The 22356-nt window shown below is 58.2% G+C and carries 24 protein-coding genes and 2 pseudogenes; 10 read left to right on the forward strand and 16 right to left on the reverse strand.

Annotated features, from left to right (window positions below):
• Nucleotides 1–19: 19 nt before the first annotated feature.
• A complete protein-coding gene (locus tag AC13DE_RS17990) occupies nucleotides 20–1639 on the reverse strand; it encodes a peptide chain release factor 3 (protein ID WP_446297248.1) in 1620 nt (539 codons plus the stop codon).
• Here AC13DE_RS17990 and AC13DE_RS17995 point away from each other — a divergent pair.
• Nucleotides 1638–2132 carry a SnoaL-like domain-containing protein gene (locus tag AC13DE_RS17995; protein ID WP_446306111.1) on the forward strand — a complete coding sequence of 165 codons (495 nt, stop codon included), beginning with the start codon at nucleotides 1638–1640 and terminating at the stop codon, nucleotides 2130–2132. The two genes, AC13DE_RS17990 and AC13DE_RS17995, sit on opposite strands and share 2 nt — an antisense overlap.
• Here the strand turns inward: AC13DE_RS17995 and AC13DE_RS18000 are convergent, their stop codons facing one another.
• Nucleotides 2133–3146, reverse strand: coding sequence for a Hint domain-containing protein (locus tag AC13DE_RS18000; RefSeq protein ID WP_483048612.1), 1014 nt, complete (start codon nucleotides 3144–3146; stop codon nucleotides 2133–2135).
• A gap of 151 nt (nucleotides 3147–3297) precedes the next feature.
• Between AC13DE_RS18000 and AC13DE_RS18005 the strand changes: the two genes are divergently transcribed.
• From AC13DE_RS18005 to AC13DE_RS18025, 5 genes and pseudogenes are all read left to right on the forward strand, one after another.
• Complete coding sequence (locus AC13DE_RS18005) at nucleotides 3298–4077, forward strand: SDR family oxidoreductase (RefSeq protein WP_446297245.1); 780 nt, start codon at nucleotides 3298–3300, stop codon at nucleotides 4075–4077.
• Nucleotides 4078–4196: 119 nt separating this feature from the next.
• Nucleotides 4197–5555, forward strand: coding sequence for an SLC5/6 family protein (locus AC13DE_RS18010; protein ID WP_483048613.1), 1359 nt, complete (start codon nucleotides 4197–4199; stop codon nucleotides 5553–5555).
• A gap of 43 nt (nucleotides 5556–5598) precedes the next feature.
• On the forward strand, nucleotides 5599–6684 hold the full coding sequence (locus tag AC13DE_RS18015; RefSeq protein ID WP_483048614.1) for an ABC transporter ATP-binding protein: 1086 nt from the start codon (nucleotides 5599–5601) through the stop codon (nucleotides 6682–6684).
• 13 nt (nucleotides 6685–6697) lie between these two features.
• Nucleotides 6698–7047, forward strand: a pseudogene (locus AC13DE_RS18020) (Lin0512 family protein).
• Complete coding sequence (locus AC13DE_RS18025; RefSeq protein WP_446297241.1) at nucleotides 7040–7402, forward strand: Lin0512 family protein; 363 nt, start codon at nucleotides 7040–7042, stop codon at nucleotides 7400–7402. Before AC13DE_RS18020 ends, AC13DE_RS18025 begins: the two are co-directional and overlap by 8 nt.
• Nucleotides 7403–7430: 28 nt before the next feature.
• Here the strand turns inward: AC13DE_RS18025 and AC13DE_RS18030 are convergent, their stop codons facing one another.
• Nucleotides 7431–7889 carry a helix-turn-helix transcriptional regulator gene (locus AC13DE_RS18030; RefSeq protein ID WP_483048855.1) on the reverse strand — a complete coding sequence of 153 codons (459 nt, stop codon included), beginning with the start codon at nucleotides 7887–7889 and terminating at the stop codon, nucleotides 7431–7433.
• 30 nt (nucleotides 7890–7919) lie between these two features.
• Nucleotides 7920–8090, reverse strand: a pseudogene (locus AC13DE_RS18035) (HTH domain-containing protein); the annotation flags it as partial.
• Between the two features lie 206 nt (nucleotides 8091–8296).
• Between AC13DE_RS18035 and AC13DE_RS18040 the strand changes: the two are divergent.
• The 4 genes from AC13DE_RS18040 to AC13DE_RS18055 are packed head-to-tail and all read left to right on the forward strand — an operon-like array spanning nucleotide 8297 to nucleotide 10931.
• The gene (locus AC13DE_RS18040; protein ID WP_446297240.1) at nucleotides 8297–8533 is read left to right on the forward strand and encodes a twin-arginine translocase TatA/TatE family subunit; all 237 of its coding nucleotides are present in this window, start codon (nucleotides 8297–8299) and stop codon (nucleotides 8531–8533) included.
• Between the two features lie 6 nt (nucleotides 8534–8539).
• Nucleotides 8540–9208, forward strand: coding sequence for a Sec-independent protein translocase protein TatB (gene tatB / locus AC13DE_RS18045; RefSeq protein WP_446312603.1), 669 nt, complete (start codon nucleotides 8540–8542; stop codon nucleotides 9206–9208).
• Complete coding sequence (gene tatC / locus AC13DE_RS18050; protein WP_483048615.1) at nucleotides 9205–10095, forward strand: twin-arginine translocase subunit TatC; 891 nt, start codon at nucleotides 9205–9207, stop codon at nucleotides 10093–10095. Before tatB ends, tatC begins: the two co-directional genes overlap by 4 nt.
• Nucleotides 10096–10136: 41 nt before the next feature.
• A complete protein-coding gene (locus AC13DE_RS18055; protein WP_483048856.1) occupies nucleotides 10137–10931 on the forward strand; it encodes an ATP-binding protein in 795 nt (264 codons plus the stop codon).
• A 15-nt stretch (nucleotides 10932–10946) separates the two neighbouring features.
• Here the strand turns inward: AC13DE_RS18055 and AC13DE_RS18060 are convergent, their stop codons facing one another.
• From AC13DE_RS18060 to alr, 12 genes are all read right to left on the reverse strand, one after another.
• Nucleotides 10947–12188 (reverse strand): peptidoglycan DD-metalloendopeptidase family protein, encoded by a 1242-nt coding sequence (locus AC13DE_RS18060; protein WP_483048616.1) that lies wholly within the window; start codon nucleotides 12186–12188, stop codon nucleotides 10947–10949.
• A 77-nt stretch (nucleotides 12189–12265) separates the two neighbouring features.
• Nucleotides 12266–12925, reverse strand: a complete 660-nt coding sequence (locus tag AC13DE_RS18065; RefSeq protein ID WP_446297235.1) for a protein-L-isoaspartate(D-aspartate) O-methyltransferase — start codon at nucleotides 12923–12925, stop codon at nucleotides 12266–12268.
• Nucleotides 12922–13707 carry a 5'/3'-nucleotidase SurE gene (gene surE, locus AC13DE_RS18070; protein ID WP_483048617.1) on the reverse strand — a complete coding sequence of 262 codons (786 nt, stop codon included), beginning with the start codon at nucleotides 13705–13707 and terminating at the stop codon, nucleotides 12922–12924. The genes AC13DE_RS18065 and surE overlap by 4 nt, the downstream gene beginning before the upstream one ends.
• 72 nt (nucleotides 13708–13779) lie before the next feature.
• A complete protein-coding gene (locus tag AC13DE_RS18075; RefSeq protein ID WP_483048618.1) occupies nucleotides 13780–14430 on the reverse strand; it encodes an SDR family NAD(P)-dependent oxidoreductase in 651 nt (216 codons plus the stop codon).
• Between the two features lie 45 nt (nucleotides 14431–14475).
• Nucleotides 14476–14742, reverse strand: coding sequence for a type II secretion system protein N (locus tag AC13DE_RS18080; RefSeq protein WP_446297232.1), 267 nt, complete (start codon nucleotides 14740–14742; stop codon nucleotides 14476–14478).
• A gap of 205 nt (nucleotides 14743–14947) precedes the next feature.
• Nucleotides 14948–16432: an amidophosphoribosyltransferase gene (purF, locus tag AC13DE_RS18085; RefSeq protein ID WP_446297277.1), complete on the reverse strand. Its 1485-nt coding sequence runs from the start codon at nucleotides 16430–16432 to the stop codon at nucleotides 14948–14950.
• 183 nt (nucleotides 16433–16615) lie between these two features.
• Nucleotides 16616–17170 carry a CvpA family protein gene (locus AC13DE_RS18090; protein WP_446297231.1) on the reverse strand — a complete coding sequence of 185 codons (555 nt, stop codon included), beginning with the start codon at nucleotides 17168–17170 and terminating at the stop codon, nucleotides 16616–16618.
• Nucleotides 17171–17198: 28 nt separating this feature from the next.
• The gene (gene radA / locus AC13DE_RS18095) at nucleotides 17199–18566 is read right to left on the reverse strand and encodes a DNA repair protein RadA (protein WP_483048619.1); all 1368 of its coding nucleotides are present in this window, start codon (nucleotides 18564–18566) and stop codon (nucleotides 17199–17201) included.
• 60 nt (nucleotides 18567–18626) lie between these two features.
• Nucleotides 18627–19427 carry a DNA repair protein gene (locus AC13DE_RS18100; protein ID WP_446297229.1) on the reverse strand — a complete coding sequence of 267 codons (801 nt, stop codon included), beginning with the start codon at nucleotides 19425–19427 and terminating at the stop codon, nucleotides 18627–18629.
• 290 nt (nucleotides 19428–19717) lie between these two features.
• Complete coding sequence (locus tag AC13DE_RS18105) at nucleotides 19718–20413, reverse strand: ABC transporter ATP-binding protein (protein ID WP_483048620.1); 696 nt, start codon at nucleotides 20411–20413, stop codon at nucleotides 19718–19720.
• Nucleotides 20410–21183, reverse strand: a complete 774-nt coding sequence (locus tag AC13DE_RS18110) for an MlaE family ABC transporter permease (protein ID WP_446297227.1) — start codon at nucleotides 21181–21183, stop codon at nucleotides 20410–20412. The genes AC13DE_RS18105 and AC13DE_RS18110 overlap by 4 nt, the downstream gene beginning before the upstream one ends.
• On the reverse strand, nucleotides 21180–22214 hold the full coding sequence (gene alr, locus AC13DE_RS18115; protein ID WP_446297276.1) for an alanine racemase: 1035 nt from the start codon (nucleotides 22212–22214) through the stop codon (nucleotides 21180–21182). The genes AC13DE_RS18110 and alr overlap by 4 nt, the downstream gene beginning before the upstream one ends.
• Nucleotides 22215–22356 lie beyond the last annotated feature (142 nt).

A 22356-nucleotide genomic window follows, 5' to 3' on the forward strand; every position in this document is an offset into this window, starting at 1 on the left:
CAGTGCTGACAAGGGGAAACTAGACCATCATTTCCTTTGTCGCGGTTAATTTCACATCGGGGTAATCACGATCTACCCGGTCGATATCCCATTGCAGGCGGGTCAGATACACGATGTCGCCGTCATGATCATGTGCGATATGCTGTTTGTTGGCTTCTGTAAACTTATCAACAGCTTGTCGGCTACCGTTCACCCACCGGGCCGATGTGAACTGCGAGGCCTCGAAGCGGACCGGCAGGCCATATTCCAGTTCGATCCGGCTGGCGAGGACTTCGAATTGCAACTGTCCCACGACGCCAACGACAAAGCCTGATCCGATGACGGGTTTGAAAACCTTGGCGGCACCTTCTTCGGCAAACTGCATCAACGCTTTTTCCAGGTGCTTGGATTTCATCGGGTCGCCTGCGCGTATGCCTTGCAGCAATTCGGGCGCGAACGAAGGAATACCGCTGACACGGATCGCTTCGCCTTCCGTCAGGGTGTCGCCGATGCGCAGTTGTCCGTGGTTGGGAATACCGATGATGTCACCGGCCCAGGCTTCCTCGGCCAGTTCGCGGTCAGCCGCAAGGAACATGACCGGGTTGGTAACAGACATCACTTTTTTCGAACGCACATGGGTCAATTTCATGCCGCGCAGAAAGTGACCCGATGCCAGACGCACAAAGGCGACGCGGTCGCGATGCTTGGGATCCATGTTCGCCTGAACCTTGAAGACAAAGCCGGAAACCTTTGGTTCTTCAGGTAAAATCTTGCGTGGTTCGGCAGATTGAATTTGCGGTTCCGGCCCGTAGGTTGCGATGCCATCCATCAGCTCCTTGACGCCAAAACTGTTGATCGCCGAACCGAACCAAATCGGCGTCAACGACCCTTCAGCCATCAACCTGGCGTCCAGCGGTGGCATCAGCTCGCGCACCATTTCAAGATCTTCGCGCAATTTGTCGAGCAAGACGGCAGGCACGTGTTCGGCAAGCTTGGGGTCATCCAATCCTTCGATTGCGATGCTTTCAGCGACCTTGTTCCGGTCGGCACGGTCCATCAGCTCTAGCCGGTCACGAAGGATGTCGTAGCAGCCGATAAAGTCGCGACCCACGCCGATGGGCCAGCTTGCCGGGGTCACATCAATGGCAAGGTTTTCCTGAATCTCGTCGATGATCTCGAACACATCGCGGCTTTCGCGGTCCATCTTGTTACAGAAGGTCAGGATCGGCAGGTCGCGCATGCGGCAGACCTCGAACAGCTTTTGCGTCTGGCTTTCCACGCCTTTCGCGCCGTCGATTACCATCACAGCCGCGTCAACGGCGGTCAGCGTGCGGTAGGTATCTTCGGAAAAGTCCGAGTGGCCGGGCGTATCCACGAGGTTAAAGCGGAAATTCGTGCCCTTGTTCATGAAATCGAACGACATGGCGGAGGCGGACACCGAAATGCCACGGTCTTTTTCCATCGCCATAAAGTCCGAGCGTGTACGGCGTGCCTCGCCCTTGGCGCGAACCTGACCGGCCATCTGGATCGCCCCGCCGAACAGCAGAAATTTCTCGGTCAAAGTCGTTTTGCCCGCATCGGGGTGACTGATGATCGCAAAGGTGCGACGCCGGGCGATTTCGGCGGGCAAAGCGGGGCGGTTTGAGGGGGTGTCTAACATGGGTTGGCGTATATCCACGCCCGATGATGCGCGCAAGCCTGCGCGGAAGGCGGTGCTGTCGCATTTACTAGGTTTCAACGCCCGGCGGGCGTATAGTGAATGGTATCAACCATCGCGAAGGGATGTGGGTATGGAACTCAAGAAAATAGCGGAGGAACTGGTTGCCGGATGCCGTGAGGGGCGTGCAACCGAAAACTTGGACAAGCTTTATGCTGAAGATGCGGTTTCGGTTGAAGCCGTCGATCAGGGTAACGGGCGTGAAACCAGGGGCCTTGACGGGATCAAGGGCAAGCATGCTTGGTGGGAAAACGCAATGGAGGTTATCGAGGCGAAAGTCAGTGACCCTATGCTGCACGGCGATGACCGGTTTGCAGTTACCTTTGAGATGCAGGGAAGGGAAAAGGAAAGCGGCAAGGTCTTTGATATGAAGGAAGTGGCGATCTACCACGTGGCAAATGGCAAGATCGCCCGAGAAGAATTCTTTTACGGCTGATCAGCGCATACTTGCTTTGCGCAGCAGTTCCGCAGCGTCGGGCCGGTCCAGCAAGGGCGCGCTGACGTCCAGACCCGCGTGAGGCAAATCGGAGTGCCCGGGAATGACATCGCCCATGGCGTCAGAAAGCTCTTGGGGCAAAACCGCTTTGGTCCGGCTGTCTATCAGCATGGATTCAGCGGCGATACCTTCGGCATAGATAATCTGGTGGCTGTCAAACAGAAGTTGGAAATAATCGACGAAACCGCCATCCTGCACGCGCACTGTGTCGCCATTGACAAGATGGCGTACCTTTACCAGAAGCTCTGACCGGCCTGCACCCAGCCGGTCCTCGCGTTGGTAGATAAACAGACGGTGATCCGGGCTGACGATAAGGTCGGTATCATTGTTAAGCGTACCTGCGCTGATGCATATGGGGGCGAATTCGCCCACGGCGCGCACAGTGCTTTGGCCGATCCATCTGACCGCCTGCACGCCATCGTCGCGGGTAAGCACCTTGTCACCCACTGCCAGGTCTTCGATCGGGCGCTGTTCGCCGGTGGCCATGGTGATGCGGGTGCCGCGGGTGAACGATACACAGGCGACCTGTGCGAATTTCTGGCGTGCGGTTGTCGTATCTATACCGACAAGCCGATATTCGACCTTTGAAGACAGCGCGTTCAACGGGATCAGGTAAATGTTTTCGGCGGTGTTGTTGTCGTCGACTTCGACCAGCAAGATTGCATCATTGGTTTGACCGTCAGAAGACATGAAGGTCAGCGCGCAATCCAGATGCAAGGTAGCGCCGGGCGTACCCGTTTCGGTATCCGCAGCAATGCTCAACCGGTTTGTGTCGTCGGTTTGCACCGACAGGCGCACAGGTTCGGCCCCGAACGACAGTTCGTAGACGTCATCCAAAAGCAGTTCGGACGCAAACGATAGCGTGTCCCCCATATTCGCGCCGTCGGTCGCAGATATCTGCGAGGCGTGGTAGACAGGCACGCTTTGCGGCGGGGCGGGAAGCGGGGTGGTCATGCTGCGGGTGGCCTTTGCGCGGTACCGAATGGGATCTTCCTTTGAATGGAATAGGATTGTGGCACTATCGGGTCAAGCCTTTGGTCTTTTGCTGGCGTTTCCACGAAAACCAATGCTACCACTACGCCAATCATCAAGGGGAGAGAACGCTATGGATTTGGGAATCAAGGGAAAACGTGCGTTGGTATGCGCTTCGTCAAAGGGGCTTGGGCTAGGCTGCGCGGAAGCCTTGGCCGAGGCGGGCGTCGATCTGGTCATGAACGCGCGTGGTGCTGCGGACCTGGACAGTGCCGCTGAAAGAATTCGACAAAGCTACGGCGTCGAAGTGACCACAGTGGTTGCCGATATTGCCACGGCAGAGGGGCAAAACGCGGTTTTGGACGTGGTCGGGCAGATCGACATATTGGTAAACAACGCTGGCGGCCCGCCTCCCGGAATGTGGCACGATTGGGACCGCGAAGATTTCATCAAGGCGCTGGATGCCAACATGCTGGCCCCGATCGCGATGATCAAAGCTCTGGTGCCGGCGATGATGGAACGCGGCTGGGGGCGTGTGGTCAATATCACGTCGCAATCGGTCCGCGCACCGATCGGGGTGCTGGGGCTAAGCAATTCCGCCCGGACCGGCCTGACCGGATACGTCGCGGGGACTTCGCGCCAAGTGGCAAGCAAGGGCGTTACGATCAACAACCTGCTGCCGGGCATCCACGCGACCGACCGCGCCGATGCGCTGGACGGCGGCGTGGTCAAGCAAAAGGGCATCACGTTGGAGGAAGCGCGGGCGCAGCGGGCATCGACAATTCCTGCCGGTCGCTACGGTACCCGCCACGAATTTGGTGCTGCCTGTGCGTTTTTGTGTTCGCAGCATGCCGGCTTTATCGTGGGGCAAAACCTGTTGCTTGACGGCGGGGCGACCAACCTGACCATGTAAGGCGCTTTGCGCTGTCACAGTCATCACGTTTACGGCAGACCGTCGTGCCGAATATGGCGCGGCGGTTTCTGCTCGACTACCAGTTGGAATGAACCCGTAGTCCTGAAAGGTACCCTGCGATGTATCCTCTTTTACTAATTGTCATATTTGGTGCGATTATCGTAGCGAGCGTGCTTGCGGCACCGCGCCGCGCATCGATCGACGGATTCTTTGGCGGAATGACGGCCCAAGGCAGGGCCCCGGGGCTTTGGACATTGGTGCTGAGCCAGGTCACAACCTGGATTTTCGCCCGCAGCCTGATGAACGCGGCGATCTTGGGGTATTATTACGGCATCGCGGGCACGCTGGCCTATGCGGCCTATTACGGGTCGTTCCTGACGGGGGGCTTTATCGTGGGACGCCTGCGGCAACAGGGGGCCATGTCGGTGCAAGGCTGGCTTGGCGTGCGTTTTGGGGCGGCGGGCAACGGGTGTTACAATCTGGTGATCGCCTTGCGCCTGTTGTCCGAGGTGTTCGCCAACCTGCTGGTAGTGGGGTTGATTTTCAACGCTGTACTGGCGGGGAGCGGGACGCCTGCGATACTGATCGTAGCGGGGGTTGGGCTGGGCTATTCCGCATGGGGCGGGCTAAGCGCGGCCCTGCGCACCGATGTGGTGCAGATGGTGGTGTTTCTGGCTGTGTTCGGCGTCGCCTTTATGGCGCTGGTTGTGTCGCCGGGCTTTGATCTGGGCGCGGTTATCACGGCCCCGGGCACCGCGGGGGCCTATAACGGCTGGGTGTTGCTCGCGGTGGCGCTGTTGCAGGTGTTCTCTTATCCCGCGCATGATCCGGTGATGATGGACCGCGGGTTCATCGCAGACCCGGACACGACCCGGCGGTCGTTCTTGCATGCCTTTTGGATATCCACACTTTGCATCATCGGTTTCGGCTTTTTCGGTATCCAGGCCAGCCTGACCGGAGCCGCCTATGAGGGCGAGCTGATCGGCACATGGGCCGGTATGTTCCCGGGGTGGATTTTCGGTGCGCTGATGATTTCGCTTTTGATATCGGCGCTTAGCACGCTGGATTCGGCGTTGGCATCTGCGGCGCGGCTGGTGGTCGAGGAACTGAAACTCGCACCGCGCAGCCTGACCGGGGGACGGATGGTGATGCTGGGTTTCATGTCGGTGGGAACGGCCCTGACACTGTGGGGAAGCTCGACCCTGTTCGATGCCGTAGCCGTGTCGGGCACGGCGTCGATGTTTTTGACGCCGGTGCTGATTGTCGGGCTGGTGATGCAGCGCCGGATAGCGCTGTGGGCGTATCTGGTGGCGTTTGGGGCGGCGATGTCGGGCGCTGTCGCGTATTTCGGGCGCGACTGGGGGGTGTTTGCCGCGCTGTTGCCGGACGCGCATAAATACGAGCAGTTATTGGTGATTTGCGTCGCCGTTCTGGCCACAGGATTTGCGGCAGTGCTTGCGGGTGCACGACGAGGCTGATAGCGGTCTTAGCCGAATGAATTGACCGGATAAGACCGCAGCCATGACCGAAACACACCCCCGGCTTGAAATCCGAAACCTCAAGCGTGCCTATGGTGGGCGCGCGGTGGTGGACGACGTCAGCCTGAAGATCATGCCGGGGCAGGTCACCTGTTTGCTGGGACCGTCGGGATGCGGAAAGTCCACGACACTGCGGATGATTGCCGGGGTCGAAATGCAAGACTGCGGTTCGATCCATGTGGATGGAAAGTTGATCTGTGACACCGTGTTCAACGTGCCGCCAGAACGGCGTGAAATTGGCCTTATGTTTCAGGATTTCGCGCTGTTTCCGCATCTGAGCGTCGCTGACAATGTGGGTTTCGGGCTGAAAACCGGCACCAAGGCCGACCGGCGCGCCCGTATCGAGGAACTGCTGGAGCGTGTGGACCTGTTGCGGTTCATCGATGGCTATCCGCATCAGCTGTCGGGCGGCGAACAACAGCGCGTGGCACTGGCCCGGGCCTTGGCCCCACGGCCCAAGATCATGTTGATGGACGAACCTTTCTCGGGTCTTGATAACCGCTTGCGCGACGATATTCGTGACGAAACGCTGGGAATACTCAAGGAGGAAGGTACAGCCGTGCTGCTGGTCACTCATGAACCCGAGGAAGCAATGCGGATGGCCGACGAGATCGCGTTGATGCGGGACGGCAAGATCGTCCAACAGGGCGCACCCTACAACGTTTATACGCGCCCGATCGACCGGGCATCCGTCGCGTTCTTTTCGGATGCCAACGTGTTGCGGGCCGAGGTGTCGGGCGCATTGGCGCAAACGCCGTTCGGCCGGTTTCTTGCGCCAGGTGTCCCGGATGGAACCAAGGTTGATATCGTGTTCCGGCCGCAGCATGTGCGGATTGATTTTGACCGCGCGGGCAAGGGGCCCTTGCCCACGGCGACGGATGGCACCGCTGCGCGCGGGGTAGTGTCGCGGGCGCGGTTCATGGGGAATGAAAGTCTTGTCGAGTTTGTCATGGATTACGACGGCAGTATCTTGCGGGTCACTGTGCCCAATGTGTTCTTGCCGCAACCGGGGGCGGTAATGTGGCTGACCATTCGCCGCGACAAATGCTTTGTCTTCCAAGCCACATAGCCGGAGAGTCCGTATGCAAACGCTCATGATGGAATTCGGGATGGGATCGTCGTTACGCAGGGGTGACTATACCCAGGCCGCCGAACGCGCGGTCCGCGATGCTCTTTGGCGGAACTCCATCAATCTTGCAGAGCTGTTCGGCTTTGACCGTGCCGCGATGAAAATCACGTTGGATGTGGGCGTACAAAAGCCCGAGCACGTCGATCGCGACGCGCTGAGGGCAGTATTTCCCTATGGCGATGTAACCGTGAACGTCGTCCCCGGGGGGCTGGACATTGAACGCCCCGATGGTGACGGCCCCCGACAATCATGGCCAACGCAGCACTATCGATCGCTTTTGACATGGAGCGAGGCAATGACTGAGCAACGTATCATTATCGAAATGGGGATGGGGAACGACCTGCACGGTATGGATTATACCAAAGCCTGTGCACGTGCGATCGAAGATGCTTTGCGACATTCGTCCCTGCCATTATTCGGCGTGCTGGGGTTGAGCCATGACGAAATGCGGGTCCGGGTAACGGTAGCGGTGCAGGAACCCGATCTGGTTGATACCGATACGCTGGTGGCCGGTTTGCCGCGTGGGCAGGCAGAGGTAGAGGCCGTGTTCGGTGGGCTGAACGTGCCTAGCGGCGACGAAACGATTGTTATTGCTCAGGCCAGTGTTCAGGCATTCTTGCCAAAGCAGAACGGTTGGCGGCTGCGGGCCGGAGCGTAAAAGAGATTTAATGCCTTCGGCGAGGATTTTAATCCATTTGGAAGCCGGACGCCTGACTGAAGAGTTCCGGTAGCGGGTCTGCGGTTTCAATGAGGTCAAGGCGAAGGATCGCCGGGGCCTGTGCGGTTTCGTCCCAGCCTGACAAGAGCCAGCTGCGTGCCTTATGGGTAAGTGTTCTGGGGTGGAGGATTGATGTTTTTACCGCCCCGTGTTCGGCGTTATAGACTATTTTCAGCTTTTGACGCGCTTTGATCGCGGCGCGCAGCACCGGTAGGTGGCCCAGCCCTTTCGCTGCATTGGCAAAAGGGTGTTCAATATGCTGCCAATCGGCCGCTTGCGGTTTTGCATCGAGCGGCAAGGCGGCATCGATTTTTGCCACCAGACTTTGAACGGCGGCCAGCAGGTCGGGGTCCGTGGTTTCAAGCACCACTGCAAGGCCGAGTTGCAGGGCCTCTATCTCGGGGTCCGTCAGGGCAAGAGGGGGCAACGTTGTTTCCGTGGACAGTTGGTAGCCTGAGCCCCGCGTGCCATGAAGTGGGACGCCGGAGGCTTTCAGCCGGTCCATGTCGCGAAAGAGTGTGCGTTGCGAAACCGACAAAACGCGCGCCAGGTCTTGAGATCGGTGACGTTGATGGTCTCCCAGAATCTCGAGTAACCTGAAGAGGCGATCGGAGCGGCGCATGGGCATTATATGGCACGGTTTGACAAAAGCCACAAGGCAACTGCCAAAAAACTGTCAGTTGAAGGTGGGCTTGGAGATTGAGATCCGGAAAAACGCTGTCGAGGAGGGTTTTGGGGCGCTTGGTCTCTTCTAGCCAAGCGCTGCTCGGCATACACAAAGCTTGATTTGGGCGCCCAAGGTGCGTTCTTGGTTTTTGGATATGGAGATGGACTATGTTGAATAATATCGGCCTGCCGGGGCTTTTGCTTATCGCTGTGGTCGTGCTTGTGCTGTTCGGGCGCGGCAAGATTTCAAGCCTGATGGGCGAAGTCGGCAAGGGTATCACCAGCTTTAAGAAGGGTATCAGCGAAGGCGAAGACGACGTAAAGAACGCGAACAAGGAACCGGCCGAGCTGACCGATGACACTGTTGTTGTGACAGAAGTGAAAACCGATAAGGACCGGGTGTAAACCATCATGTTTGATATGGGGTGGTCTGAGTTGCTGGTCGTGGGCGTCGTTGCGTTGATCGTGGTGGGCCCGAAGGATCTGCCGATACTGTTCCGCAAGGTTGGGCAGTTCGTGGGAAAGGCCAAGGGCATGGCGCGCGAGTTCAGCAATGCGATGAATGACGCGGCTGACGACACGGGCATGCGTGAAATTTCCTCGGGCTTGAACAAATCGTTGAAAGCCGCCACGAACCCGCTGGGCAGCGCCATGGACGGCGTAAAGTCGGCAACCAAGTCTTTGACCGATATCGACCCGAACAGCGAGACGGGCAAAATGGCGGCCAAGCGGGCCGAGGATGTCAAGAAGATACAGGCAGCAACGGCGCGGGCCGGGGCAGAGCGTAAACAGCGCGAAGCCGCAGAAGCCTTGGCACACGCCGAGGCCGCCGAGGCAAAACTGACGACCGGGACACCCCAGATCGAAGCGTCGCCTGCCACGGAGCCAAACGCTGAACCAACGGCAAAGACGTCTCCGGTGAAAAAGCCACCCGCAGCAAGAAAGGCCGCGGCCCCCAAGGCGGCGTCGGTATCGAAAGCCGCCACTGAAAAGGCACCTGCCAAGAAACCCGCCGCGCGTAAAACCGCAGCCAAGAAAACCGCAGCCGAGAAGCCAGCGGCCAAAAAGAGTGACTCATGAGTGCTTCGGACGATATTGACGACAGCGCAGCGCCGCTGATCGAGCATTTGGCAGAACTGCGCACGCGGCTGATCCATTCGGTGATCGCATTTATCATCGGTATGGTGATCAGCTTTACTGTCTGGAACCCGATTTTCAACTTTTTGACCAGCCCTTTGTGTACTGCCATGGCAGAACGCGGGCAGAATGATTGCGGGTTGATCCTGATCAAGCTGCAAGAAGGCTTTTTTGTCGCGATTTCGATATCCCTCTTGGGTGGGTTGATTTTGGGGTTTCCCTATATCAGCTATCAACTTTGGCGGTTTGTCGCGCCGGGATTGTACAAGAACGAAAAGGGAGCTTTCCTGCCGTTCCTTATCTCAAGCCCGATCATGTTTTTCCTGGGGGCGGCATTTGCGTTTTACGTGGTAACCCCACTGGCATTCGATTTCTTCCTGGGGTTTCAGCAGGCGGGTACGCTTGTGAACCACGAGGGCGCTGACGGCATATCAAAGGGCGGGATCGCTGCGATTGCCTTTCAGGGGTCCGCGCAGGAATACCTTAACTTGACCATCAAGTTCATTGTCGCGTTCGGCCTGTGCTTTCAGCTTCCGGTATTGTTGACGCTGATGGGCAAGGCCGGGTTGGTCAGTTCCGAGGGGCTTGGCAATGTGCGAAAATATGCCGTGGTCGGTATTCTGATTCTGGCGGCGTTGGTAACGCCACCGGATGTTGTCACTCAGATAATCCTGTTTGTTGTGGTGTACGGGCTGTACGAGATCTCGATCTTTCTGGTCCGCCGCGTCGAGCGTCAGCGCGATGAAAAGCTGCGTGCCGAAGGGTATTTCGACGATGAAGAGGAAGACCCCTTGCTGGCCGAGTTCGATGACGAGGACAAGTCGAATTGACCTCTGACCCGATTGAACGCATTGCAGCGGCGCTGGAGCGGATGTCTCCGCCGCCGCTGGAGGCACCGGATTTTGACGCGGCGGGGGCTTTCGTTTGGCATACCGCCCCCGACCGTCTGGTCCCGGTGAAGAATGTCAGCAAGGTAGATCTGTCATTGCTTATCGGTGTGGATCGCGCCCGCGATACCCTGCTGGCAAATACAATGCAGTTTGCTGCAGGGTTACCGGCGAACAATGCTTTGCTGTGGGGGGCGCGAGGGATGGGAAAATCCAGTCTGGTCAAAGCTGTACATTCCCATGTTCATGCGTCGCTTGATGCGCTGCGCATCGTTGAATTGCAGCGCGAGGATCTGCCCTCGGTCGGGCGGCTACTGGCATTGCTGCGGGGCGCGCGCCAACGGTTCATCCTGTTTTGCGATGATCTGAGTTTCGGGCACGATGATGCACATTACAAATCGCTCAAGGCGGTGCTGGATGGTGGTATAGAAGGGCGACCCGACAATGTCGTGCTTTATGCGACGTCGAACCGGCGACATCTGATGCCCCGTGACATGATCGAAAACGAACGGGGTTCTGCGATAAACCCCGCCGAAGCGGTTGAAGAAAAAGTGTCGCTGTCGGATCGTTTTGGCCTGTGGCTGGGGTTTCACCCTTGCGATCAGGATCAATATTTATCGATGATCCGGGGCTATTGCGATGCGTATGGGGTCAAGGTGGAGCCCGACACGCTGCGCGCCGAGGCAATTGAGTGGCAAGCCACCCGAGGTGCCAGATCAGGACGCGTCGCATGGCAGTATTTTGTTGATCTTGCTGGGCGGCACGGGGTCACATTGTAACCACGTGCCTTGGCTTTAGTTCAGGTAAGGTGCCGGATCGACGCTGTCGAAGCCTTTGCGTACCTCGAAGTGGACGAATGAATCGTCGCCACCGCGCAGTTTGGCGATTGAGGCACCTTTTGAAACGTTGTCGCCCTTGGCCACGCTTACGTCACTGACATTCGCATAAACTGTCAGTAGATTATCGGGATGGCGTATCACGATGATCGGGACACCTTCGGCGCTTTGGGTGATTGCAGCGACCGTGCCGCCGTCAGCAGCTTTGACAGCCGCCCCGGCGCTTCCCTTGATATTGATGCCTTCATTCTTACCCTTGGAATAAGCGCGGATAATACTGCCCTGAACCGGCGAAATCATTCGGGCCGATGATGTCGGCTGCGTGGTTTTGCCGACGTCGGCCACCGGTTTGGCGGCGGCTGGCGCCGTCGCCGGCACGGGCTTTGCATCAACGGGGGGCAGTGGTTTGGCAGCGCTTGGCGGCGTCGGCGTCGGTGATCCGGCACCGGGTAGAGTTGTTTGAGCGGTGGCGCTGGCGGGTACGGTTGCGTTGCGCGGCGGGGCGCTTTGCTGTCCGACAGGTATCAGCAGAAACTGACCTTCCCGCACCGAGAAATCCGCGCCCAATCCGTTCCATTCGGCAAGTGTGGCCACGGGCACGGCGTACAGCCTTGCAATGGTATAGGCGGTTTCGCCCCTTTCAACCCGGTGACGTACCGGTTCAACCCCTGTCTGCTTTTGGGGATTGCTGCGCGCCACGGTCTGGGCCGGCGGTAACGTGGAGGTTTGAACACCTGCACTTGCCGATGAGCGGTTGATGGCACCGCCCGCCAGCGTCTGGATATCGACGGCAGCCGTAGAGATGGGGCCGGTACCTGACGCGCCCGTGGCAGGGGAAGGTTCCGCGACGCGGGTGGGCAAGGCGATGATCTCGTCCTTGCGAAGCGTTATTGTGGGATCGATACCGTTGTAGCGCGAGAGGCTAGAAACGTCTGTACCGACGCGGTTGGCCACGTCAGCAAGCGTGTCACCCTGTCGGGCAACCGCCACCTGGTAATTGGGGTAAGAGATCACGCCGCGATTGTCCGGTGCAGGGCGTGGTGCCAATGGCCCCGTCGCAGCATCAGCTGTGGTGAAACCGTCACCAAAGCCACCGCGCAAATCCACGTCTAGCGGCCTTTCGCAGGCTGCGAGTAAAACCGCAGAAGCACCCGCCAGTACCGTCAACTTGAAGGTCCGGATCGCATATCGTTGGATCATCTGCTCGTCCTCGTGTTCGATGCCTCTACCGGCCACTGGGCTCCATGTGGTCTGGAGTTCCCTATGCTATACAGCATTTAGCCGTCTTTGCCCAATCCTTCAAGCAAAGGAACAAACCGCACCTTGCGAAGTTCGTCGTATTCAAGACCGCTTTCGGTTTTACGCACCCGGATCAGGTGTTGGACGGCGTCAGATTGTCCAACCGGAACGACCATGATGCCACCGACCTTGAGCTGGGCAAGCAATGGGCCGGGGGGGTCTTCGGCAGCAGCGGTGACGATGATGCGGTCAAACGGTGCCTGTTCGGGCAAGCCAAAGCTGCCGTCGGCAATGATCGCGGTGATATTGGTCAGCGCGAGATCCTCGAAGATCTGACGGGCCTCCTGAACCAGACGACGGTGGCGGTCTATCGTATAGACGCGGCGTGCCAATTTGCTGAGGATCGCGGCTTGATAGCCGGAGCCGGTGCCAACCTCGAGCACTTTGTCGCGGGGCGTCACCTCAAGAGCCTGGGTCATCAGAGCCACCACCGAAGGTTGACTGATGGTCTGCCCGCAGGCGATTGGCAAAGGCATGTCTTCATAGGCGCGTGACGCAAACAGGCCGCGAATGAAAGGTCCACGGTCGATTTGTTCCATTGCGTTTAGCACACGGGTTTCGGTCACGCCCTTCGAGCGTAGGGCATAGAGAAATTGCATTTTACGTTCTGCGTTTGTGATGTTTTCGTCGTCGCTCATGTATTGATGGCTTCGAGAGCCGCGAAAGTATCGTGGGCGGTCAGGTCTGCGCGCATCGGCGTCACCGATATGTACCCCTCAAGGTTCAACGCGGCATCTGACCCTTTTTCTGTCGCTATCTGCTGATCTGCCCCCCGAATCCACAAGAACCGACGTCCAGATGGCGAGATCTGCGGCTGCGTGGAAAAACTGGTATTCCTGCGGATACCTTGCGGGGCCAATCGTGTGCCCTTGATATCGGCAGACGCGACGGGGGGAAAGTTGATGTTGTAGAACAACCTGTATCCGCTTTCGTGGTCGGGACTGGCGTTCAAGATGCGGCGTATCACCTGTGCACCATGTTGGGCGGCCCCTTCAAAGGGGTTTTCAAGCCCGCGGTTGCCGGGCCCGTAATATTGCGACAGCGCCATGGCGGGAATCCCCTGAAGGGCGGCTTCCATCGCACCGCCGATCGTACCTGAATACAGTGCATTCTCTGCCGAATTGTTCCCGCGATTCACCCCGGAAAGGACAAGATCGGGCGGGGCGTCAAGCATGCAGTCGTGAAGAGCGGCCAAGATGCAATCGGCAGGGCTACCTTCGACCGAAAAACGTTGCGTGCTGACCTGTTCCACCATCATCGGCTTTGTATAGCTGATGCAATGGCCCACTCCTGACTGTTCATATGCGGGGGCGACGGTCCAAACTTCACCCTGGGGCCCGGCCAGATCGGTTGCGATCGCATGAAGTGTTTTCAGGCCCGGTGCGTGAATGCCGTCATCATTGGTGATTAGAATGCGCATAAATTCCCCTTTGTGCTTTGATAAGCGAGGGATGTGAGCGCGGCAAGGTGGCAGCATCTGACAGAGGGTTTTTTACCCCAGAACTTCTTTTAATTGTGCCAGAATTACAGCGGCTTGCGATTGTGGGCTGTTCAGCGCATCGCGATCTTCGCCGGGATGAAAGCGGGCACGGGTTGCGGTCGGCATCGGTGCGGGTGTCAAGATGCTCACTTTTGGCCCGATTGACGCGGTTTCGCTTTGCCAGCTTCGGGCAAGCGCAATCTGCGCGGCCTTTGTCGCACCGTAGCTGCCATAGAAGCTGGTGCCGACGACCGGGTCGTCAAAGAACACCGCCTGACCCGAGTGTCCCAGCAGGGGCGCTATATAGGTGATCAGGGTTGATGTCGCGGTGATATTGGTGGCCACGGATTTGGCCATATCCTTGCCGTCGATGTGGTCACTGGGGGCAAGCGGCGCGGCGTGTATCGCTGTATGCAGCCAAAGGTCAAGGTTGCCCCAGCGGTCATAGATCCCACGACATAAGGTCGCCATCGCATCATTGTTGGTGATGTCCATCGGGGCCAGTGTCGCGCTGCCGCCACGGGCCTGAATGCGGTCGTCAAGCTCCTCCAGGGCACCGGTTGTCTTGGCTACGGCAATGATATGGTGGCTATCGCAAAGCTCTTGGGCGAGGGCGGCACCAAGACCGCGTGAAGCACCGGTGATGAGGGCTGTTTTTGTCATGCGACGGCTTTGCCCCAGCCATCACGGCCCGTCAAGGGGGTGGGCTTAACCGTTGGGCAATTTCAATGTCACCGTGCGACCGCGCCGCAGCAACACGACGCTGTTGTCGCCGATGGCGGCCACGACGCCGTCGCTGATCTTGTCGTTAAGCGACACGCGTTGAATACGTCCCTTGCCATCCCGGATCAAAGCGCCCGGTTGGGTCAGGCTGCCAAAAGTCCCCAATAGCGTAAGCTTGGGAAGGGTAACGTGTTCGGTTGCTAGGTTGATCACGTTCTGCGGTGTGGGGGTGCCTTTTTCGTCGGTCGACATGGAAGCCTCTTTCAGCCCTGACAGGTCAGGGGGGGTCAGTATTGCGGTGCTGCTAACAAAGCCCCAACCTGACTGAAAGAGGGGCCAATTCAGGCTGGCGAAGACCGGCCCAACTGTCGGCAAAGCTTTGCCTGATACGGGCTGAAAAAAGGCGGGCAAGGGGTTGAATCCGTGCCCGCCCTAACAAAAGCGACGTTGATCAAGGTTATTCCGCTGCGGGTTTCATCTCAAATCCCTGCGCGATCTGGTCACTGGGCTTGACAGGGTATTCGCCGGAAAAACACGCGTCACAGTATTGCGGACATTTGGCGTTGCGGCCTTCGGCCTCACCTACGGCGCGGTACAGCCCATTGAGCGAGATGAACTTGAGGCTATCGACCTGTAAATGCTCGCGCATTTCTTCTTCGGACATGGTTGCCGCCAACAGCTTTTCACGCTGAGGAGTATCGACGCCGTAAAAACAAGGCCAAGCCGTAGGGGGGGACGCAATGCGAAAATGCACTTCCTTGGCACCCGCATCAAGGATCATTTCCTTGATCTTGCGACTGGTGGTACCGCGCACAACCGAATCGTCGACGAGAATCACCCGCTTGCCTTGGATCAGGGCGCGGTTGACGTTGAGCTTGAGGCGCACACCCATGTTGCGGATCTGTTCTGTCGGTTCGATGAAAGTCCGCCCCATATACTGGTTGCGGATGATCCCCATCGCATAGGGGATACCGGATTCAAGGCTGAAACCGATGGCCGCCGGCGTGCCGCTATCGGGGACGGGGCAGACCAGATCAGCGTCTACCGGTGATTCCTTGGCAAGCTCGCGCCCAATCGCTTCGCGGGTCTCATACACGGACCGACCACCAAGAATACTGTCGGGGCGGCTGAAGTATACATGCTCAAAGATACAGAACCGTGATGGGACGCGGCGGAATGGAAAGTGGCTTTCGACACCTGTCGAGGTGATAACCACCATTTCGCCGGGCTCTATCTCGCGGACGAATTCAGCCCCGATAATGTCCAGCGCACAGGTTTCGGAGCTGAGCGCCCAACCATCGCCGACCTTGCCCAACACCAACGGACGCACCCCCAGCGGATCACGCACACCGATCAGCTTGGTACGGGTCATGGCCACGACGGAAAACGCCCCTTCGACACGGCGCAGCGCGTCTTCCATACGTTCGGGGATGTTGCGCTGAAGCGAGCGGGCCATCAGGTGGATAATGCATTCACTGTCCGACGACGACTGGAAGATCGACCCGCGCTCGATCAGCTCGCGGCGCAGGGAATTGGCGTTGGTGATGTTGCCGTTATGGGCAATCGCGGCCCCACCCATGGCGAATTCACCAAAGAACGGCTGTACGTCGCGAATGGCCGTTGGGCCTTTGTTGCCGGATGTGGAATAGCGCACGTGTCCTATGGCCAGTTCGCCGGGCAAGGTTTCCATGACTTTTTGAGACGTGAAGTTATCGCGGACATAGCCAAAGCGGCGCGCTGACTGAAATCCGGCGGTCGGATCGTAGCTGACGATCCCGCCTGCTTCCTGGCCGCGGTGCTGAAGCGCATGCAATCCGAGGGCCACGAAATTCGAGGCATCAGCAACGCCAACGACACCGAACACCCCGCATTCTTCTTTTAGTTTATCAGCATCATCTACGTCGCGCAGATACGAGGAATCAAAGGGATGAGCGGGGGGCATGATCTTGGACAACGGGGCAACTCCGAATCCGATTACTGGATGGCCCGTATGTAGGCATTCGGCGCATGAATGTCACCCCACTGTCACATTTAGACGAAGATAACGGAACGCCACGCGCAAGCCGCATAAACAACGCCCCCCTGAAAGGGAGGCGCAGGTGAAAATCGGGAACAATGCCCCTATTCAGGCACCGCAGTTACCGACGAGCGCTTCGTAACGGGAGGTGATCCAGCCAAGCGCCGCTTCGGGGTTCTGCTCTTCGATCTGGCCGGTAAAGCGGCTGAATACCTGAGCAGAGCGGCTTTCATCAACGATGGTGAAACGTTGACCCGTGATGACCGTATCATAGACGAAAAAGGCAATAATGACGAGCAGGATGCCGCGCGCGACACCGAACAAGAACCCCAGCCCTTGATCCGCGCCCCCGAGCACCGAACGTTGCACAAGCGACGAAAACAGCGGTGTGAACAGCGATACCACAATCAAGGCGATGGCAAACACAATGGCGAAGGCCCCGATAATCGACAATTCGCAGCTATCTGCCAGGAATTTGCCCACCACCGGCAGTTCCGAGACAAGCGGTTCGACCTGCGGGGCAAACAGAAAAGCCAGGATAGCCGCAGCGATCCAGCCGACAATCGCCATGAATTCGCGGACCAGCCCGCGACCATATGCGAGCAACGCAGACAGGATAATGACAAGAGCCACGACCCCGTCAATAATGGTAAAGCCTTCCATGATCGTCTTGCCTTCCTTGAGGGGGTCGTTATCCAGCCCCGAAAATTTCGCCTACAAATCCGGTTAGATCGCTCATGGTGTTAAGCGTTATTCCGTTCTTGCCCACGGGTTTACCCCCCGCAGGTGCAATCGCATTGGTAAAACCAAGTTTTTGCGCCTCTTTCAACCTATTTTCGGTCTGGGTGGCGGGGCGCAGCGCACCCGACAGGCTAATTTCCCCGAAAACGACTGTTTCGGCGGGCAGGGCCACGTCTTCGCGCGCGCTTAAAAGCGCGGCCGCCACTGCCAGATCGGCCGCGGGTTCGGATATCTTCATACCACCGGCCACGTTCAGATAGACGTCCAGCCCGGCAAATGGGATGCCGCATCGGGCCTCGAGCACGGCCAGAATCATCGCCAGACGCCCGCCATCCCAACCCACGACCGTGCGCCGCGCCTGGGAATGCGGAGAAGGCGCAACCAGCGCTTGCAATTCACACAAAACCGGGCGGGTGCCTTCTATACCGGCGAATACAACGGACCCTGCCGTCGGTTCGCCGCGTTCGGACAAAAACAGCGCTGACGGGTTTGTAACCTCGGCCAGGCCTGCACCGGTCATCTCAAAGACGCCGATCTCGTCAGCCGGCCCGAATCGGTTTTTGACGGCGCGCAGGATGCGGAACTGGTGTCCGCGTTCGCCTTCAAAATACAACACGGTATCAACCATGTGTTCAACCACCCGAGGGCCGGCAATCTGGCCATCCTTGGTGACATGACCGACCAGAATAACCGACACACCCCGACGTTTGGCAAAGCTCGTCAGTTCATGGGCTGCGGCGCGTACCTGGCTGACCGACCCCGGCGCGGATTCAACATTGTCGGCCCACATGGTCTGGATCGAGTCGATGATCACCAGATCGGGTTTTTCCGCATCGAGCGTTGTCAGAATATCGCGAAGGTTTGTTTCCGCGGCCAATTGTACGGATGCGTCGGTGAGCCCCAAACGTTGGGCCCGCATGCGCACCTGTGCGGATGCTTCTTCGCCGCTGACATAGATCGTTTTCAACCCGTTGCGCGCAAAATGCGCAGCGGCCTGCAACAATAGGGTCGATTTGCCGATACCTGGGTCACCGCCCACCAGAATTGCCGAAGCCTTGACCAACCCTCCGCCCAGAACCCGGTCCAGTTCGGCAATTCCTGACTGGCTGCGTGGCGGTGGCGGCTCGTGCGTGGTCAAATCGGTCAGGACCATGGCAGAGCCACGTTTGGTGCCTAAAGATTTGCTCGGTGGTCCGGTCGAGATGCCCTTGTCTTCGTGAATAGTGTTCCACTGCGCGCAAGCGTCACAGCGGCCCGACCATTTGTTATAGGTCGCGCCGCATGCGTTGCATGAAAATGTAATGGATGACTTGGCCATATGCCCTTGTGTCTGACCCCAGGGGCGAGGTCAAAGCAAAAAGCAATTGCGCTGAACGACTTACTCGGCCGCCTTTGGTTGCATCTCGATGATACGACTATCGTGGTCTCTGCCGTCGTTCGTATCGTTCAGGCCATCGGTCGCGACCACACGTTCAATGCCGAGTTCGGGCATGACTTCGCGCATTTCCGCACGCAGACGCTCAAGCTGGGCAGAGGCGACGCTTTCCTCGAGTTCGACTTCGTGCAGCCAGTGTTTCATCTCGTTCGAGATACCCTTGGCCTGGTCAAGGCGGCTGTTGAACAGGTCAACTTCTTCCTGACGCTGCTTGAGGAACGAACGCGCACGGTCAATCTTGTCGTCAGCATAGAGTGTCGCGAGTTCCTTGGAAATGTGGCTCATCTGCGCGGCTACTTCGAGAAGACCAGGCTCCAGTGTGCTAAGATCGGGGTGATCGCGCAGATAGGACAGGCGTTCGCGAACGGCGTCAAATTCAGACGACATGCGAAAGGTGCTGGCACGATCAGCCGCATGCACGGCTGCATAGGCCCGCGCGACGTCGTCCATATTGATGGAAAACTTTCTGTGCGAGTTTTCAAGTTGCATGATCCGGCGATTGGTAGGGATGAAGAAGCAAATGCCGATAGCTAAAACGGTGAGACCGATCTGCGCGTACATACCCGCATTTTCGACAGGCTGACCATTGTAGTTGAGAGGGATTTCCAGCCAAGCCAACTGACCCGTTGCGGCCATGATCGTGAAGACCGTCAAGGCGAGTGCCGCGAGACCGAAGATCGCAAAGGCGAGCCGCTGGAGTAAATATTGAAACATATATGCCAAAATTCTAAATTGCTTCACCATACATCTCCTCAATGTCCCTATCGGCAAGATTATGCCTATTTTCGCGTTTCTTGAAAGGAAACTTCACGATCGGCGAAAATGTTCCGAAATCGGGCAAAGAAAGCACGACTCGGGCAGAAAACCTGGCTCCCGAGTTAACAAAGTGGCCAAGGCACTGCGATTGTTGCGCATTACGCTTACAATCCCGGACTTCGATTTAGAGGCGGGAATTGAGAAACCGCTAACGCGCGGCACATTTTCGACTCAATCCGCCTCCAATCCCCCGGAAGGAACGCGGCGCATCTCGGTCTTCAGGCAATGAACGATCTCAGGGTTTCATCGCGAGACTCAGACAGCTGGGGTACGGTTCCCTGCCAATGCACCTTGCCTTGGTCCAGCAACATCACTGTATCGGCAATGGTGCGTACCGTGGTCATGTCGTGGGTAATGGTCAATGTGGTGGCGTGGGTTTCGCGGACAATATCGCGGATCAGATCGTTGATCGCCCGCGCCATGATCGGGTCAAGCCCGGTGGTTGGTTCGTCAAAGAACAATACGGAGGGGTTTGTAGCGATGGCACGGGCAAGTCCGGCGCGTTTTTGCATCCCGCCCGACAGCATGGCGGGCAAACGGTCGGCGACATCAGCCTCTAACCCCACACGCCCGAGCTTTTCCAGCGCAATGGCGCGGGCCTTGGCCTTTGGCATTCTACGCAACAATCTAAATGCGACGTTCTGCCAAACCGGTAAGCTGTCAAACAACGCGGCGCCTTGGAACAACATGCCGAAATCGTCCAGAAACCGCGTTTGATCCAGCGGAGCGCCATCTTGCAGGATCGTGCCGCTGTCAGGCTTGACCAGTCCCAGAATGGACTTCATGAGCACCGATTTGCCGCTTCCTGATTTGCCGATGACCACCGTGGAAGTGCCCTTGGCCAAGGTGAGTGTCGCGCCGCACAGCACGGGCGTCTGGCCGAATGACTTGAACAGGTTGGAAACAGTGATCATAGCGAGAATATTACCGCGGTAAGCGCGAAATTGGCCGCGAGTATCAAGACGGCGGTGGCCTCGACGGCAGATTTGGTGGCCCGGCCAACGCCGCGTGCGCCACGCCCGGCGTTGATGCCGAAGTAGCACCCCATGGTTGTGGCGATCAACCCAAAGGCGGTGCCTTTGATAAGCGACGACGCGATGTCCAGCGGTTCAAGAAAGTTTACCGTGTTGCGCAGATAGGCGGCAGGGCTGAACCCCAGTGACCCGGTCGCGACCCCGTAGCCGCCCATGATGCCGATGATGTCGCCGACGGCGACAAGCAGCGGGACAACCAAGATGCCTGCCAGAACGCGCGGCACCGTGAGGTACCGCATCGGATCGGTAGAAAGGGTGATCAAGGCGTCGATCTGTTCGGTGACCTTCATCGTTGCGATTTCAGCGGAGATGGCTGCGGTTACCCGCGCTGCAACCATCAGACCTACCAGCACCGGCCCCAGTTCGCGCACCATTCCGATGGCGACAATCTGTGGCACCACGGCTTCGGCATTGAAACGTGCCCCCCCTGCATAGATCTGCATCACCAAAGCGCCACCGGTAAATAGCGAGGTCAGGCCGACAACGGGCAAACTGAGCCAGCCGATCTGCACCAGAGCAAGGCCGAACTGACGTGGATAGAACGGCGCGCGAAAGATGTGCACAATCGCACTGAGCGTAAAAAGCGTGATCCGGCCGATGGCCGCGACGGCGAGTAGTGTAGTGCGACCGACTGCTGCGAGGGGATTCAAGTGATATAGACCCTGTCATATCGGCTTCCCAACGCGGTCAGCACTTCGTATCCGATGGTACCTGCGAATTCTGCCACGGTGTCGACCGATTGGTGCATTCCGATCAGTTGCAGATGCTCTGGCACCTGTTCCAGATGGGTAACGTCGACGGTGATCAGGTCCATGGACACGCGTCCGACCACCGGGACCTTGCGCCCTTTGTGGGTCAAGGTGGCGCCATTCCCCATGGCCCGGATCAGCCCGTCCGCGTACCCTCCCGAAACCGTTGCAATCTGCGAGGGGCGCGGTGCCACCCACCCGCAGGCATAGCCGACCGCGCTGCCCGCACTGACATCGCGTGTCTGTATCACCGGCAGATCCAGGGAAACGACGGGTTGCGCGTCTACAAATGGCATGCCCCCGTACAGACCCACACCGGGACGGGTGAGATCAAAGTGATAATCAGGCCCAAGCAGCGTGCCCCCCGTCGCCGACAAGGATCGCGGGACGTTGATGCCCGCGGTCATTTCGCGAAAAATCTCAAGCTGTGCGGCGTTCATCGGATGATCGGGGTCATCCGCGCAGGCGAGGTGCGAAATGATCATGGTCGGGTTTTGGCTGAGGGCGATATCGCGCAACGCGGCCCATTCGGCGGGATCCATCCCAAGCCGGTTCATGCCGGTATTGAGCTGTAGTCCAAAACGGTGACCGGGCAGGGCTTCTACGTGGCCGATCATCTGGTCGACAGTGTTGATCATCGGCGTCAAATCCGCAGACCGGATCATATCGGCATCGCCCGGCATATGACCGCTGAACACATTGATTTCAGGACCAGACCCAAGAACGCGGCGCAGGGCGACGCCTTCTTCGGCGACCGCGACGAAAAACTGTCGCGCGCCTGCCTGCGCCAATACGGGGGCAACCCGCTCGATCCCCAACCCATAGGCGTTGGCCTTGACGACCGCCCCGGTCTCGGATGCGGTCATGCGGTTCAACGCCGACCAGTTGGCCGCAATAGCGTTGAGATCGATGGTGAGAGTTCCAGTTGTCATGGCGTCGGTTTTGACAGGATGGGCCGCAAGGTCAAGCGCCAGTGCGCGCGTCGGCACGATAAATCCAACAGCATGCGAACCGATGCCGCAGGCTGCTGGCAAATGCTGCCTGTCATGGGGTACCTACACGTCGACCTTGGCC

The organism is Sulfitobacter sp. L-8, from assembly GCF_056859255.1.